Source organism: Cobetia marina (genome assembly GCF_001720485.1).
Classification (GTDB): Bacteria; Pseudomonadota; Gammaproteobacteria; order Pseudomonadales; family Halomonadaceae; genus Cobetia; species Cobetia marina.
In genome coordinates this window covers 2,660,704-2,675,138 of sequence record NZ_CP017114.1, presented here as the reverse complement: position 1 = coordinate 2,675,138, position 14,435 = coordinate 2,660,704, and the positions used below count along the sequence as shown (strand labels likewise).

Annotated in this window: 11 protein-coding genes; 3 read left to right on the top strand and 8 right to left on the bottom strand. The window is 58.6% G+C overall.

The window, feature by feature from the left end; translation table 11 throughout:
- Nucleotides 1–73: 73 nt before the first annotated feature.
- Nucleotides 74–1,072: a helix-turn-helix domain-containing protein gene (locus tag BFX80_RS11245; protein ID WP_084208946.1), complete on the bottom strand. Its 999-nt coding sequence runs from the start codon at nucleotides 1,070–1,072 to the stop codon at nucleotides 74–76.
- A gap of 291 nt (nucleotides 1,073–1,363) precedes the next feature.
- Between BFX80_RS11245 and BFX80_RS11240 the strand changes: the two genes are divergently transcribed.
- Nucleotides 1,364–2,452, top strand: coding sequence for a phosphotransferase enzyme family protein (locus BFX80_RS11240; RefSeq protein ID WP_240499547.1), 1,089 nt, complete (start codon nucleotides 1,364–1,366; stop codon nucleotides 2,450–2,452).
- Nucleotides 2,452–3,786 carry an aspartate aminotransferase family protein gene (locus BFX80_RS11235; RefSeq protein ID WP_084208944.1) on the top strand — a complete coding sequence of 445 codons (1,335 nt, stop codon included), beginning with the start codon at nucleotides 2,452–2,454 and terminating at the stop codon, nucleotides 3,784–3,786. Before BFX80_RS11240 ends, BFX80_RS11235 begins: the two co-directional genes overlap by 1 nt.
- Before the next feature lie 190 nt (nucleotides 3,787–3,976).
- Here BFX80_RS11235 and BFX80_RS11230 read toward each other — a convergent pair whose 3' ends face one another.
- The 5 genes from BFX80_RS11230 to BFX80_RS11210 form a co-directional block, all read right to left on the bottom strand.
- Nucleotides 3,977–4,969: a nucleoid-associated protein gene (locus BFX80_RS11230; protein ID WP_084208943.1), complete on the bottom strand. Its 993-nt coding sequence runs from the start codon at nucleotides 4,967–4,969 to the stop codon at nucleotides 3,977–3,979.
- A 145-nt stretch (nucleotides 4,970–5,114) separates the two neighbouring features.
- The gene (locus tag BFX80_RS11225) at nucleotides 5,115–6,152 is read right to left on the bottom strand and encodes a CobW family GTP-binding protein (RefSeq protein WP_084208942.1); all 1,038 of its coding nucleotides are present in this window, start codon (nucleotides 6,150–6,152) and stop codon (nucleotides 5,115–5,117) included.
- Nucleotides 6,153–6,215: 63 nt separating this feature from the next.
- A complete protein-coding gene (locus tag BFX80_RS11220) occupies nucleotides 6,216–7,961 on the bottom strand; it encodes an amidohydrolase (RefSeq protein ID WP_205632703.1) in 1,746 nt (581 codons plus the stop codon).
- Nucleotides 7,962–8,051: 90 nt separating this feature from the next.
- Entirely contained in the window at nucleotides 8,052–9,431 is a 1,380-nt protein-coding gene (locus tag BFX80_RS11215; protein ID WP_084208941.1) for a YjiH family protein, read from the bottom strand.
- Between the two features lie 159 nt (nucleotides 9,432–9,590).
- Nucleotides 9,591–10,331 carry a class II aldolase/adducin family protein gene (locus BFX80_RS11210; RefSeq protein ID WP_084208940.1) on the bottom strand — a complete coding sequence of 247 codons (741 nt, stop codon included), beginning with the start codon at nucleotides 10,329–10,331 and terminating at the stop codon, nucleotides 9,591–9,593.
- 170 nt (nucleotides 10,332–10,501) lie between these two features.
- On the opposite strand from BFX80_RS11210, the gene BFX80_RS11205 reads away from it, so the two are divergent.
- Nucleotides 10,502–11,395: a LysR substrate-binding domain-containing protein gene (locus BFX80_RS11205; RefSeq protein ID WP_200906743.1), complete on the top strand. Its 894-nt coding sequence runs from the start codon at nucleotides 10,502–10,504 to the stop codon at nucleotides 11,393–11,395.
- A gap of 65 nt (nucleotides 11,396–11,460) precedes the next feature.
- On the opposite strand, the gene BFX80_RS11200 is transcribed toward BFX80_RS11205, so the two are convergent.
- Together BFX80_RS11200 and BFX80_RS11195 are read right to left on the bottom strand one after the other, a co-directional pair.
- A complete protein-coding gene (locus BFX80_RS11200) occupies nucleotides 11,461–12,516 on the bottom strand; it encodes a LacI family DNA-binding transcriptional regulator (protein WP_205632702.1) in 1,056 nt (351 codons plus the stop codon).
- Between the two features lie 190 nt (nucleotides 12,517–12,706).
- The gene (locus tag BFX80_RS11195; RefSeq protein ID WP_084208939.1) at nucleotides 12,707–14,425 is read right to left on the bottom strand and encodes an alpha-amylase family glycosyl hydrolase; all 1,719 of its coding nucleotides are present in this window, start codon (nucleotides 14,423–14,425) and stop codon (nucleotides 12,707–12,709) included.
- Nucleotides 14,426–14,435 lie beyond the last annotated feature (10 nt).

The window sequence follows — 14,435 nt, the reverse complement described above, 5'->3', positions numbered from 1 at the left end:
GCAGCCTCCTTCTTCGGCTACCTTGTGCTGCTGTCTTCTGCTGCTGTCTTCTGCTGCGATCGCCCGTTGCTGCCTACCTCTTGCGTCGATGGCGCGACAGGGTGTGCGAGGGGCTCTCGCCAAACAGGCGGCGATAGTCCTGCGCGAACTGGCCCAGATGATAGAAGCCCCAGTCGCTGGCGATCTGTCCTATCGTACTCGTTGCCTGAGGTTCACACAGCCGTCGCCGCACCTGGTTGAGGCGATTCAGGCGGATGAACTGCATCGGGCTGATACCGAGAATGCTGGTGAAACTGTTGTGCAGCGTTCGCTGGCTGACATGAGCGATGCCGCAGAGCATGTCGATGCTGATCGGGGCAGGCGCTGCGCCGTTCACATGCTCTCGCACCCGCTCTACGACCTGTCGTCGGTGGTGGTAGCTGGGATAGCGGTCGGTGAGGGGTATCCTTTCCTCGAGGATGGCGGTCACGGCCAGTGACAGGATGCCCTGATGCACCTGAACTTCGAACCCTTGACGCTGCCGCTTGAGCAGTCTTTCCATCAGGAAGGTGACCGCTCGGCGAGTCTTCTGCGATACCCCGAGGCGCATCGTGTGTTGCGGGTCACTCTCCAGCAGTGTCAGCGCCGATTCCCCCACCACCGTGAGCAGCCAGTCACGCCGCAGCACGAGACAATGGATCGCGAAGGCGTCCGGCGTGGTCAGCGCGAAGTCATGCCCGCCCGGCTGACACATGATATCGCCTGCCTCAAGCGCGTAGCCATTGATCCGGCAGGGCTGGCGTTCAGCCGGAATACCGATCCACAGCGAATCCGGCCAGACATGACATTGCTGGTCCAATGCCTGGCTGGTGTATTCCTTGAATACCTGCATTCCCGGCAGATGGAGTTCATCGATACGTCCGTAGAAGGCGCCCTGACCGTACTGATCGTAGTGTTGCGACCAGTCGGTCAGGTTATGCGCCTGTTCATTGACGTCCCATGCCTCCCGTGTGCACTTGCCTGGTGCATGCTCGAAAATCCCGTGCTGCCAGGTGGCATCACTGTCGTCCGTTCGTGATACATCTTCGTGCATTGATCAATCAACTCATTGTTCTTGTTGGTATTTTCAGCTTTGCCGGATGCTGATAACGCATCACCTCGCGCTGTCGTTAGTCTGAGTCATGCAACTTTCGCGCACAGAGTCATGCCGTGAGCCAGATCGTGGGTCGTGAGATTGGCCACTGGCTTCTGACCGCAGACGAAGTGTGACACCGAGACCGCAAGATCCCCGGTCTCCCCATGTCAGCGAGGTGGTGAGATGTATACGGAAACTCTGATAAATCAAACAAGACACGAGTTGGTCACTTGCCTGGAAAAATGGCACATGGCGGAAACATCGCGGATCTCGCTGCTGACCATGTCAGAGAACGCGACCTTTCTGGCCGAGGATGACGAGGCGGGACGCAGGATCATCATTCGGGTTCACCGCCCGGACTATCACTGCCGGGAGGAGATCGAGTCCGAGCTGGCCTGGATCGATGATCTGCGCACGACGGCACGGATCAATACGCCGGCCCCGGTCATGACCACGACAGGCAGCCCTGTGTTGAGCATCTCCGCCGGCGGGCAATCCCTGCACGTGGTGGCCTTCGAGCATGTGGTCGGCAGTGAGCCGGATATCGGCGATGACTTGCCGCAGTGGTTTGAACGGCTGGGCGCGATGAATGCCACGCTGCACGAACACAGCCGTCGCTGGCAGCCCCCGGAAGGCTTCGTGCGCAAGCGTTGGGACCTGGAAAGCATGATCTCGCCCCGTGGGCTGTGGGGCGATTGGCGAAATGCGCCGGGCATGACGGTGGAAGAGGCCCAGGCCATCAATGCTGCCATCCCCTATCTCAAGTCGGAAATCGCGCTTTATGGCACGGCACCAGAGCATTTCGGTCTGGTCCATGCCGACCTGCGCTTGACCAACCTGCTGGTGTCACAGGACAGCATGGCGATCATCGACTTCGATGACTGCGGCTTCTGCTGGTATGCCTATGACTTCGCTGCGGCGATCAGCTTCCACGAGACGGATCCGTGCGTCCCGCAGCTGCGCGATGCCTGGATCAAGGGGTACCGCTCGGTGGCCGAGTTCTCGTCAGCAGATGAGGCAATGCTGGATACCTTCATCATGCTGCGTCGCATTCTGCTGTGTGCCTGGCTGGCCACGCATCAGGAAAGCAAGGAAGGCAAGACATTGAGTGATGGTTTCAGCCGGGATACGGCCATCATGGCGCGGCGCTATGTTCAGCAACGAGGGGGCCAGTCACGAGAGGGCCAGCAAGGTGTCGTGCAGACGCTGGGCGTGCAGACACCGGGCGTGCAGACACCGGGCATGCAGGAACACGACGATCAGGCGGATGTTGATCGGACGAGTACTGTTCGGACAGGTACAGATCGGACAATCAATGACAAGGTGAGGATGGCGTGATGGAAAAGGTACGCGGGATTCTGGATCAGAACGCCTTCAGCATGGCGCACATCGACAAGGCAGATGCGCGAATCGGCGCACTGGTGCGCAAGCGGCTGGAAACGGTAGGGCCGACGTCCATGCTCTTCTATGAGGAGCCGCTGCACATCGTACGAGGGGAACGGGTCTGGTTGTTCGATGATCAAGGCAAGCGCTACCTGGATGTCTACAACAATGTGCCGTCCATCGGCCACTGCCATCCTCGCGTGGTCCAGGCGGTCGCCGAACAGATGGGGACCCTCAACGTGCACAACCGCTATCTGCACGAAGGCATCCATCGCTATGCCGAGCGCCTGCTGGACACCCTGCCGGGCGCGCTCAATCGACTGGTGATGATGTGTACCGGCAGTGAAAGCAACGACATGGCGCTGAGGCTGGCGCGTGGTTGGACGGGCCGGCAGGGGATCATCGTCACCGAGGCGGCTTACCACGGCAACACGGCCGCCGTGACGGAAGTTTCACCGTCTTCCTACAAGCAGGGAACGCCGCCGGATCACGTACATATCCTGCCGATCTCCCGGATGAGTGAGCAGGCAGACCCAGCCGCCTGGTTCGCCGAGCAGGTGCGGTACGGCATCGAACAGCTGGAGGCGAGGGGCCATGGATGCGCGGCGCTGCTGGTCGACTCCATCTTCTCGAGCGATGGCATCTATGCAGACCCCGCAGGTTTCCTGAAGCCCGCGGTCGAACTCCTGCAGGCCCGGGGCGGCCTGTTCATCTCCGATGAGGTCCAGCCCGGCTTCGGGCGCACGGGGCAGGGGATGTGGGGCTTCTCGCGCCACGGCGTGACGCCGGATGTGGTGACCATGGGCAAACCGATGGGCAACGGCTTCCCGATGTCCGGGCTGGCGGCACGCGAGGAGTTGCTGGCGGTCCTGAACGCCGATGTGGGCTACTTCAATACCTTCGGTGGCTCACCGGTGGCAGTGGCTGCAGGCACGGCGGTGCTGGACGTGATCGCCGAGGAAGACCTGATGGCCAATGCCACACGTCAAGGCGAGTACTTCAAGCGACAGCTGCAGGATATTCAGGCACGTTTCGAGGAGGTGAGCGATGTCAGAGGCGCCGGGCTGTTCCTGGGGCTGGATCTTTGTGACCCGACGCGTGACGGAGCGCCCGACGCCCAGCGCACCACGGCGTTGATCAACGACCTCAAGCGCAATGGCGTGTTGATCGGCGGGGCCGGCAAGTCCGGCAGTACCTTGAAGATTCGCCCGCCACTGTGCATCGAACGCTCGGAAGCCGACCTCTTCCTGGACAGGTTCGAGCAATCCCTGAAGGCAACGGCGAAATGAGCCAGACAGCGCGACAGGGTAGCTGATGTCAGTTCGAGTCCGAGTGGCACGGCGCTGTAGGCAGGAACGAGACGATGGGCGCGAATATAGCCCCGCCCGGACGTGATAGCTTCCGTCACTGACGACAAGGCCCCACTGGAGGATTCCGTGGGGCCTTGTCATGTCTGGCGCGAAGTGGAGGGGAAGAACGTCAGCGCTGCTTGAGCTGATCGCGCAGGCCGGTCGGGACCTGTTTGATGATCAGACGATCGCTGGCCTCATCGTATTCCACTGAGTCACCCAGCAGGTGCGAGTCAAAGCTGATCGAGACGCCCGCGGCGCGCCCGGTGAAACGCTTGAACTGGTTGAGCGTCTTCTTGTCCGGCGGGATTTCCGGTGACAGCCCATAGTCGCTGTTGCGAATGTGGTCGTAGAAGGCCTGCGGGTGCTCCTCATCGATCAGCTCAGACAGCTGGTCCAGCGTGATCGGCTCGCCGAGCTTGGCCTGGTCGGTGGCGTAATCGACCAGGGTGTCGGTCTTCTGCCGGCTGGCTTCCTCGGCCATGTCTTCCTTCTCGACATAGTCGCTGAACGCCTTGAGCAGGGTGCGGGTTTCCTGGCCGGCATCCCGCTGCTCCTGCGCGCCCAGCGTTTCGGCGAAGGCCTCGGCGAGCTTGGTGCGTCCGCGATCACGTGCCCAGGACAGATAGGGGTGAGAGGTCGAGCTGCCTTGCCACTGACTGATATCCAGTCGCGCGGCCAATGACATCTGGGTCAGGTTGAGCTGGCGGGCAGGCGTCACCGCAAGGGTCTCGTCGATCGCGAAGCCATCACGATGGTGCAGCAACGCCATGAACAGATGACGCGTCTCGCCCTGTTGGTGATCCACCACCAGCAGATGGCCGCCTGTCGGGAGGTTGTCATCGATCAGCGGCATGAGACGACTGGCAAGCGTCTGGGTCAGGCTCGCGAAATCGCTATCACCTGCGAGGAAGGCCGCCAGTTCCGTGGGGAAGGCAGCAGGCGCGTCTTCATTGAAACGGCCCCAGTTCTTGGCCTTGCCGTGGTAGGCATCATTGAGCCCGGACACCAGATCCTCCAGTGCATCGGATGCCGCCAGGGTCGTGGCGGCAGGCACCAGCTGGGCCGGCGTCTCGCTGTTGCCCTTGTCGATACGGTGAATGATGCTGTGCAGGATCGGCATGGGAACCTCCCTCGGCTGCGATGAACGGGCTGGGGATGATACCTGCCACGATTCGGCAGCGGTAGGGCAATAGGCATCCGGGAAGGCGCCTCACCTTTCTGCAAGGCGCCTATCTGGGGCTCACTTGTCAGATGAGTCTCTGACTTTATTTTATTGAATGCATCAGTGGATGGCTGCTCGTCTCTACCTCGTCATGACATGCCTCAAGGAGCGTCCTCAAGGTATTGGCGTCGATAACGCCGCGCTTTCCAATCATGATCAATTGAGTGCTTGGCGTTGCTCCATTCCATGGCCCCGCAGGCGTGATCTCGCAACGCGTTCCTACAAGATGAAGAATGCACCTCTGGTCGCGAGCTTCCGCGACATGACAAATTCCCTTGGCACGATAGATGGCGGCAGGGAGGCTGGCCATCACGTTGCGGAGAGCCTTCAGGTTCAGCGGGATGTCGCTTTGCCAGCTCCATGTGTCGAACAGGCTATCGTGTTGGTGAGGTACTGTCTTGAACGTCTCGAAGGTCGTCGTGGATGGCGTCGGTGCCGGGGCGTGATGGCCATCAGGACTGACAGGTTCAGCAGTGGTCTTTCTTTCGACGCCGAGCAATAACGCCAGCGGAACCACCCCATGTTCACTTTCTATCACGCGTGCGTTTGGATATAGCCAGCGTGACTTGAGTGCAGTGCGTTGATCCGGTGTGAGCAGGTCGGTTTTATTGAGTATGATGATATCTGCGGCATCGAGCTGTTCGGTGGCCAGCCGTGTCATATTACTATCCAGATCATCAAATTGAGCAGCATCGACTACCGTCAGAATGCCATCGATATGGAGCGACTGACGAAACTGAGGATAGCGCAAGGTGTTGGCGATCTTGACCGGATTCGAGACACCGCTGGCTTCGATGACCAGATGCTCGGGACGTGTCTGTGGGTCTGCCAACAGCGTGGAAAGTTGCGCGATCAGGTCGCCCTCCACCGTGCAGCAAATACATCCATTCGCCAGACTGACGGTGGTCTGGGTCTGGCTGACGATCAACTGTGAATCAATGTTGATAGCCCCGAAATCATTCACCATCACGGCCATGCGGCGACCATGGTCACTGTTGAGTAGATGATTGAGCAGCGTCGTCTTGCCCGCACCGAGAAAGCCTGCGACCAGCGTGACGGGAATGCTGTGCTGTTGTGTCATGGGAGTTTCTTCTCATTATTGAGCCAAGCCGCTTCGCTTGGCTCGTGGTCAGGAAGTCGGGTGTCAGAAGGCGGGCAGTGGTTCCTGCCAGGTAGCAGCCATATCGGTATCCGTGAAGGCTCCCAGACGATCCCAGGTCACTTCTCCTTCCAGCAGAGTCAGCTCCACTTGTGTGGCATGCAGATTTCCCTTGATGGTGATATCGAAGAGGTCACGGTCCAGCACGATGAGATCGGCAGACTTGCCGATGGAGATTGATCCGGCGTGTTGCTCGATACCCATGCACCATGCGCCGTTGATCGTCATGACACGAATGGCTTGTTCAAGAGAGATGGGCTGGCCAAAGAAGTGACCCTCTTCTTCACCATAGGGGTTTTGACGGGTAATCATGGCCTCGAACCCGATCCACGGGTTCAGGCTGGAGACTGGCCAGTCTGTCCCCATCACGGCATTGCCGCCGGCCTCAATGACGCCCTTGAAGTTGTAGGCACGCTGCATGCGTTCTTCGCCGAAGACAGCGCGAGCATTCGCGAAGGAGGAGGGGAACCATCCCACGGGCGAGAATTCGGCAGTGACATCCAGTGCCTTGAAGCGTGCAAGGTTGGTGTCCAGTAGCGTTGTGCTATGGGCACATTGATGACGCACGCCATTATTGCCATTGCGTGCTCTTGCCTGAGCGACGGCATCCAGGAAGATATCGGAAGCTCCATCACCGGTGCAGTGCGCGATGACACGAATCCCTTTGCGATCCATGTCGACCACCATGTCGACGATATGCTCTGGCGTGAGATTCAGGTGTCCTCTCCAGTTCTTCTCGCCTGGCCAGGGAGTTGATAGATAGGACGATCGTGATTCATGAGTACCATCGAAGTGAAACTTCACTGCATTGGCATTCAGGCGATTGCTCCGATAGTAATGACGCTCTCCTGCCAGTAGCTCCCAGCGCCGTTTGACCGGGAAGATATCATCCTGCCAGCTGATGGCTGCTTCTACTCGGACGGAAAGCTTGCCATCTTGATCGAGACTGCGAAGTGCATTCAGGCGGTGTTCGCAGACGTGCACGTACTTGGTGCCCACCACGCCATGTCCACTCTGGAAATGCAGCCCCTCTCGATAGGCACGTGTCAGCGCATGCTGCGGTGTTGGTGGCATGGTGGCGTGGATGATGGCGTAGGCACCATCGACCAGAATGCCGGAAGGTTCATGGGTAATGGAGTCTCGCTCGATATAGCCATGACGTGGGTCCTGAGTCTCAGCGGTAATGTTTGCCAGCGCCAGCGCGCGCGAGTTGACCATCATGCAGCCCCATGAGCGATCAAGAATGGCCACGGGGCGATCAGGCATGAAGCTGTCCAGCCAGTCACGATCAGCGACCAACCCAGCCTGCTTGAAGGTATAGCGCACGAAATATTGGCCGTAGATCCAGCCATCGCCCGGATGACTGTCGGCGTAGTCGAGTATTGCCTGCTTGACCTCCTCCGGGGTGGGATCCTCAAGGCCGATATTCAGATAGTCGGCATAGCCGGGTGCCAGCGCCAGGTCGGGGTGAGTATGCATGTCATAAAGACCGGGCATCACGAAACGACCTTCAAGGTCGATGACCTTGGTATGGTCTCCAATGAATGGTGTCACATCGTCTTCATTACCGACGGCCATGAAGCGACCACTGCGAATCGCGACGGCTTCCGCCCAGGGAGTATTGTCGTCCACGGTATGGATGTTGGCATTGATCAATACGATATCGGCGGTCTCTGTCGGTGAGGAGGCCGCTATAAAAGAAGGTGTCGACAGGGTGCTGGAGGTAATCATTATCATGAGCTCATAATCTAAAGGAGAAGGCACAGCACGAGAGAAGAGCGAGGCACGAGCGTGCATCACTATGGGATACACGCCCGTTCATCAGCCGATCATCCAATGTCCCAGCAGGGCGAGGATAGGCAGCGAGATCAGCACTCGCAGGGCATAGATCATGACCAGATCACGTAATGTGAGCCCAATGTCAGCTCTGACCAGGATGATGGCAGCTTCGGTAAAGAAGATGATTTGAGTGACGGCGACCCCCGCCATCACGAAGCGTGTCACTTCGCTTTCGATTCCAGCACCCAGAATGGAAGGCATGATGCTGTCGACGATGCCGGCGAGTAGCGCGGGCGCTGCCTGAGCAGCCTCAGGAAGACGCAATAACTCCAGATAGGGCACCAATGGCAGTGATAGCACCTGGAATAACTGGGTGAACTCGATCAGTGCCAATCCGACACATCCCACCAACATCATGGCCGGATAGATGGAGAAGGCCACATCTGCGCTGATCTGAAGCCCTTGCTTGAGCTGTTCTGTGGGAGAGTTGGCTTGCTCGGCACGTTCGACGGCGCGGCGTAGACCAAGGGCCAGTACACCTTCTCCAGGACGACGGTCTGTCTTGAGCTGCTTGCCGACTGCGGGATGGTAGACCGGCAATTTGTTACGTAGCGGTGGCAGCTTGGGCACAATGATGGCGCACAGGACGCCGGTGATGGCAACGGCGATGTACCATTGAATGAACATCTCCTCGAGGCCGATCAGCTTGAGCAGCAAGTAAGAATACGCAATCGAGACGATCGAGAAGTTGGTTGCGATCGTGCACGCCTCACGACTGTTGTAAAACCCCTGACGGTACTGCTGAGTCGTAAGGATGATGCCCACGCTGGAGGCTGACAGCCAAGAGGCGAGGCAGTCCACTGCTGCTCTCCCCGGCAGGCCGAAGAGACGCTCGAACATGCGGCTGCACAAGGTGCCGGCGAACTCCATTAGTCCGTAGTCAGTCAGCAGAGGTAATAGCAGTGCTGACAGGAAGTAGATGGCCAGGACGACTGGGCCAACATCATAGAGCATTACGCCGCCGGTATTGCGGCTCCATACCCACTCGGGCCCTACCTCGAAATAGACCATCGTCATCAACAAGGCGCCGATGACGCGTACGATGGTCCAGCCCATGCCGGGATTGAATAGTGTGATCAAGCGTCCCTTGCGGTGGCGTAATGGACTGAAGGTGACGGCCAGAGTGATCAGACTAGGAATGATGGCGACCGCGGCTGTTGCCGTCACCATGAAGGGTTTGAGTACATCATTGATGTAGTCGATGACGAACGCGATCATGATCGTCGTCCGACCATCAACACTGATGGGCGTAAAGAAAAGCAAAACGCCGAGAAGAGTGGGGATCAAGCATTTGAGCAGCTGTTTCGTGCTGTAGCGAGATTGAGGGACTTCTGAGGCGACGGGAGTCGGGCGGTCGGTCATGGGACGCGTACCTTTTTTATAGTTGTAATGATGAGTTGATGGTTGTCGTGAATCATCAATCTGTGCTTTTACAATGTCATCGTGCAGGCAGCTCGTGCCAGGGCGGATGTGTCCAGCGCGAGTATGTCTGCCGTGTTCATCCGGAAACGGCGTGCCGTTCTAGAGACGGAAGTCGGGCGCTTCTCTGTCCAGACGCCGTAGTTCCGCAGCCCAGGTCAATGCCACGCTTTCTGCGTGGTAGCGAGGGTTCTCGAACTGCTGAGCAGTGAATTCACACTCTTGTTGTGAAGGCATGATGAGAGGGCGACCCATCTTCATCGCCTCAAGCTGAATCTCGCAGGCCTTATTGAGGTAGAACATGTTGAAGTAAGCCTCAGCGACACTGCGGCCGGTGGTCAGCAGTCCGTGATTGCGCAGAATGGCGCATTGTCGATTACCGAGTGCTGCCACGATGCGATTACGGACTTCAAGATCGAGTGGAATGCCTTCGTAGTCGTAATAGGCCACGCGATTGTAGAAGGCCATGTTGGTTTGATTCAGAGGAAGAAGACCCTCTTCCAATGCCGCGACTGCCATGCCAGCCAAAGTATGAGTATGCATGACGCATACGGCATCATGACGATGCATGTGGATGGCACTGTGAATCGTGAAGCCCGCAGGATTTACCTCAGGATCATCACTATTCAGTTTCTGCCCATCAATACCGATAGTGACCAGATTGGAGGCGGTAATCTCTTCTGGCAGCAAGCCATAGGCATTGATCAGGAAAGCCGGTGTCTCACCTGGCAGGCGTACAGATATATGAGTGAAAACTTGATCGCTCCAGCCGTTTCGCTCAAGCAGGCGATAGGCGGCGGCCAGATCGGCTCTCAAGGTCTCTTCAATCGCGGGTTTTGGCATGTGGCGCACTCTCGGACGGGAAGGCATAAGACAGCGGTGCGGCTCAGGACACGGGATAAGGGAGTGCTCGTCCTGTGGCAGGCTGGCCTTGCATGCATCCTAGGTTGCTTGTGAGAGAGCGAATATCGATTTATTCTTCAGAAGTTCATTCCAAAAAGTCATGACCTACCATGCAACGACAGCTCCCCAGCATGATATCTCTTCGGTGCATCGTCGCTTTCGCACGCTTTTCCAGCGTCACAAGAGCCGCTGAAGAGTTGAATCTTACCCAGAGTGCCGTGAGTCGCCAGATCAAGAATCTGGAGGAGTTTCTGGGCTGCCCGCTGGTAACGCGTTCTCGACAGCGGCTGACGCTCAATGAGTTGGGGCAAGCCTATGTGCATGAGATATCGCCGTTGTTGGAGAGTCTTGAAACAGCGACTCATCATGTACGCACCAGTCACGTTGGTCATCTGCGTATCGGAGCCGAACCTTCGTTTACCTCTCGCTGGTTATTGCCAAAACTCAAGTCCTATGCAGTACTCAATCCCGAGATTGAGCTCGAGATCATGAATGATCTGCGCCGGCTGTATGACAGTCATGAAGGCTATGATGTCGGCATCCTTTTTGGAGAGGGTGAATGGCCAGGATTTGATGCACGTTTTCTCATGTCCAGTGAGCTACTTGCTGTGTGTACACCGGACTTGCTGACTGAAAAAGGTCCTGTCATTGAGCGGCAGGATATTCTGCGTTACCCGATTCTCCATCATGTGGCGCATTCACCTTTGATGAAGTCTTCCACTCAGTTGTGGTTGGAAGCAGCGGGGCTATCGATCAGAGAGTGCAATGCATTACCAGGGCAGCGGTTGGAGCACTTCCAGTTTGTTCTTGAAGCGGCTTTACATGGGCTTGGGATAGCCATATTGCCGCGCTATTTCGTGACTCCAGAACTTGCTGAGGGGCGGCTGGTGGTCGCAAGCACCTCACCCTTGAGGTGCGGTGGTTATTACGTAGTTGTGCCCTCAGGGCAGCATGACCCCAAAGTCAGTCGCTTTGCGGATTGGTTGTTGTCCTGGGAGTCTTGATATAGGCGACTATCAGAGGACTGCCTGGTGAGGTGTACATCATAGGATTGCCAATGGTTCCTTCCTCACGGACAGGTTTCACCCTGGATCAGCCGAGTCGTGAGCAGGCGAGGCGAGGCGGGTTCCAGCCCCAGAATCATTCGCGCGGCAAGGCGGCCTTTCTCGGTACTGTCCTGCTGGACCGTGGTCAGGCGAGGTGAGCGATATTGCCCTTCCTCGATACCATCAAAGCCGGTGATACGCAGGTCTTCGGGAATCCGGATGCCACGTTGTTCCGCCAGGGTCACGGCGGTCAACGCGATACGGTCGGACATGCATAGCAGGAGGTCTGGCCGTTCATTGGGCGGAAGATCCAGAATCTCTGCCAGCACCGGCGCGCAGATCTCGTAGGTGTTTTCCTCGATGTTCCACATCGTCACAGAATCGGGGGAGATATCCCGCTCAGCCAGCGCACGATGAAAACCCGCCAGTCGCGAGCGGGTGATGGTTCGACCCGCCGGGAGCAGCGCGTGGGCCTCGGTGATGCGGCCGTTGCAGGCTGTTTCGGTCAGGCGCAGGTTGACGATGCCGATGCGACTGGCGGGTGTCTTCAGGGCATGTTGCGCGATGGCGTAGCAGGCGGGCTCATCATCCACGTGGATGGCGGGGTGGTCGCCCAGATCGAAGTCGACCGCCACGATGGGCTTGTGACCCGCGCTCTGGAGTTCTTCCACCAGCGCCATGCTGGCCATCAGCCCGTAGACGATGAAGCCATCGGCAATGCTGGAAGACCCCGGCACCTGAGAGGCATCCTGGCGACCCGAGAGCAGCAGCAGGGTATGGCCGTGGGCGTCCAGCACTTCGGCGATGCCCGATAACAGCTCGCTGGCGACCGCGTCCTTGAGGCTGTAGGTCAATGTCTCCGCGAGTACCACGGCGATGATCCGTGAGCGCCCCGTACGCAGGCTTCGCGCCTTGGCGTCCGGACCACGATAGCCCAGCCGTCTGGCCTCCTCGAGAATCCGCTCGCGCAATGCAGGCGAGAGCTGGTCGGGGCGGTTGAAGGCGTTGGAGACACTGGCGGTGGAGACGCCCAGTTCTGCGGCTAGCTCCTTGAGAGTGATACGGCGAGGCGATGACACAGGCGTCGGGTTCCTGAAGATGAAAAGCTTGAACGATTAAGTGCAGAGATAGCATATCGCCACGTACCAGAAATGCCCAGAAAGTGATGGAGGCGGTGCGACCAGACTGAGCTGCCTTTCCACTCCAGGTGCCCGGGACAATCCCCCGGGCATGCAGTCGGTCGCAAGCACCCCTTGCTGGCCCTTTCCTTTACCCATCCTGGTCTCTCGACGCATCGGCTGGCACGACCAGCCAGGCTGCCATCCCCGGCGACAGTCTCAATTGCCCTGCCTCAAGGATAGGCGTGGCCATACCGGGCAATGAGACGATCTCTATCGGGTCATGACACTGGCCATGCAGCGTTCGCGAGCCCAGCAGGGCTGTCAGATCGAGCATGACGGGAGAGTTGTCGTGGCCTGATTTGTGGCCTGATTGGTGTCCCAGGTTGGCCAGGCACATCATCCGCTGATGACGGTCGTGACGTATCACACCAAAGACATCCTTGGGCAACACGGACGGGGAGATGAGCGTCTGTTGCCCCGTCTTGAGCAGCGTGTTTTCGCCACGCAGTCTCAGCAGTTGGCGAACGTGATTCAGCAGACTCTCGGGCGCCTCTTGTTGCAACGAGACCGCCTGTGACTGATGTGGAACATGGACGGGGAGCCAGGGCGACAGGGAGTCGGCGCAGAAGCCACCATGGCGATGAGGCTCCCACACCATGGGCGTGCGACAACCATCGCGTCCCTTTACCTCGGGCCAGAGCGCGATTCCGAAGGGGTCCTGCAGCTCGGCGTAGCTCAACTCCGCTTCCTCGAATCCAAGCTCTTCGCCCTGGTAGAGACAGAGGCTGCCACGCAATGAGCAGAGGACCGTCAGTGCCAGCAGGGCGCGTGCGCTCCCCCAGCGACTGGCGCTGCGCGGAACATCATGATTGGACAGCGCCCAGCACGGCCAGGCGTCATCGCCATGGTCGGCAAAGCGTGCCAGAACGGCGTGCAATGCCATGGCATCTCCCGTGCTGTTGAGCAGGTCGAAGGTGTAGGCCATGTGCAGGCGGTGCTGACCCGCGGTGTAGGCTGCCATGGCGGGGAGCGGGTCGCTGCCCCCGACCTCGCCGACACTGGTGGCGCCCGGGTACTCCTCCAGCAGGGCACGAATCTCTTCCAGATAGTCGAGATTCTCCGGCTGATCCGCATTGTGCTTCAGCAGCTGATAGCTGCGGGGATGCCCGCGGCTACGATAGTCGTCCGATGACGGCGGATTGTCTGTCAGCGCCCGATCATGAAAGTAGAAGTTGGCGGTGTCGAAGCGGAATCCGTCGACGCCCAGTTCCAGCCAGAAACGCAGATTGTCGAGCTGTGCCTGACGCACCTCGGGATGATGGAAGTTGAGGTCCGGCTGGCTGGCGAGGAAGTTGTGCAGATAGTACTGGCAACGCCGCGAATCGAAGGTCCAGGCCGGCCCACCAAAGGCGGCTAGCCAGTTGTTGGGCGCGCTGCCATCCGGACGTGGGTCAGCCCAGACGTACCAGTCAGCCTTGGCATTGTCCCGGGACTGGCGACTTTCCCGGAACCACACATGCTGATCGGAGCTGTGTGACAGCACCTGATCAATGATGACGGCCAGTCCGAGCTCATGTGCGCGGGCGATGAGGCGCGTGAAATCCTCCAGAGTGCCGAACAGGGGATCGATGTCACGGTAGTCCGAGACGTCATACCCGAAGTCTTGCATGGGCGAGGTGAAGATGGGGGAGATCCAGATCGCGTCCACCCCCAGGGTCGCGAGGTAGTCCAGGCGTTGGATGATGCCGGCGATATCGCCGACACCGTCGCCATTGGCGTCCATGAAGCTACGCGGATAGATCTGATAGAGCGTTGCACCACGCCACCAGTCGTGTGCGGCATGGCGATGAAGTTGGGTAGGCGTCATTGCACGTTCC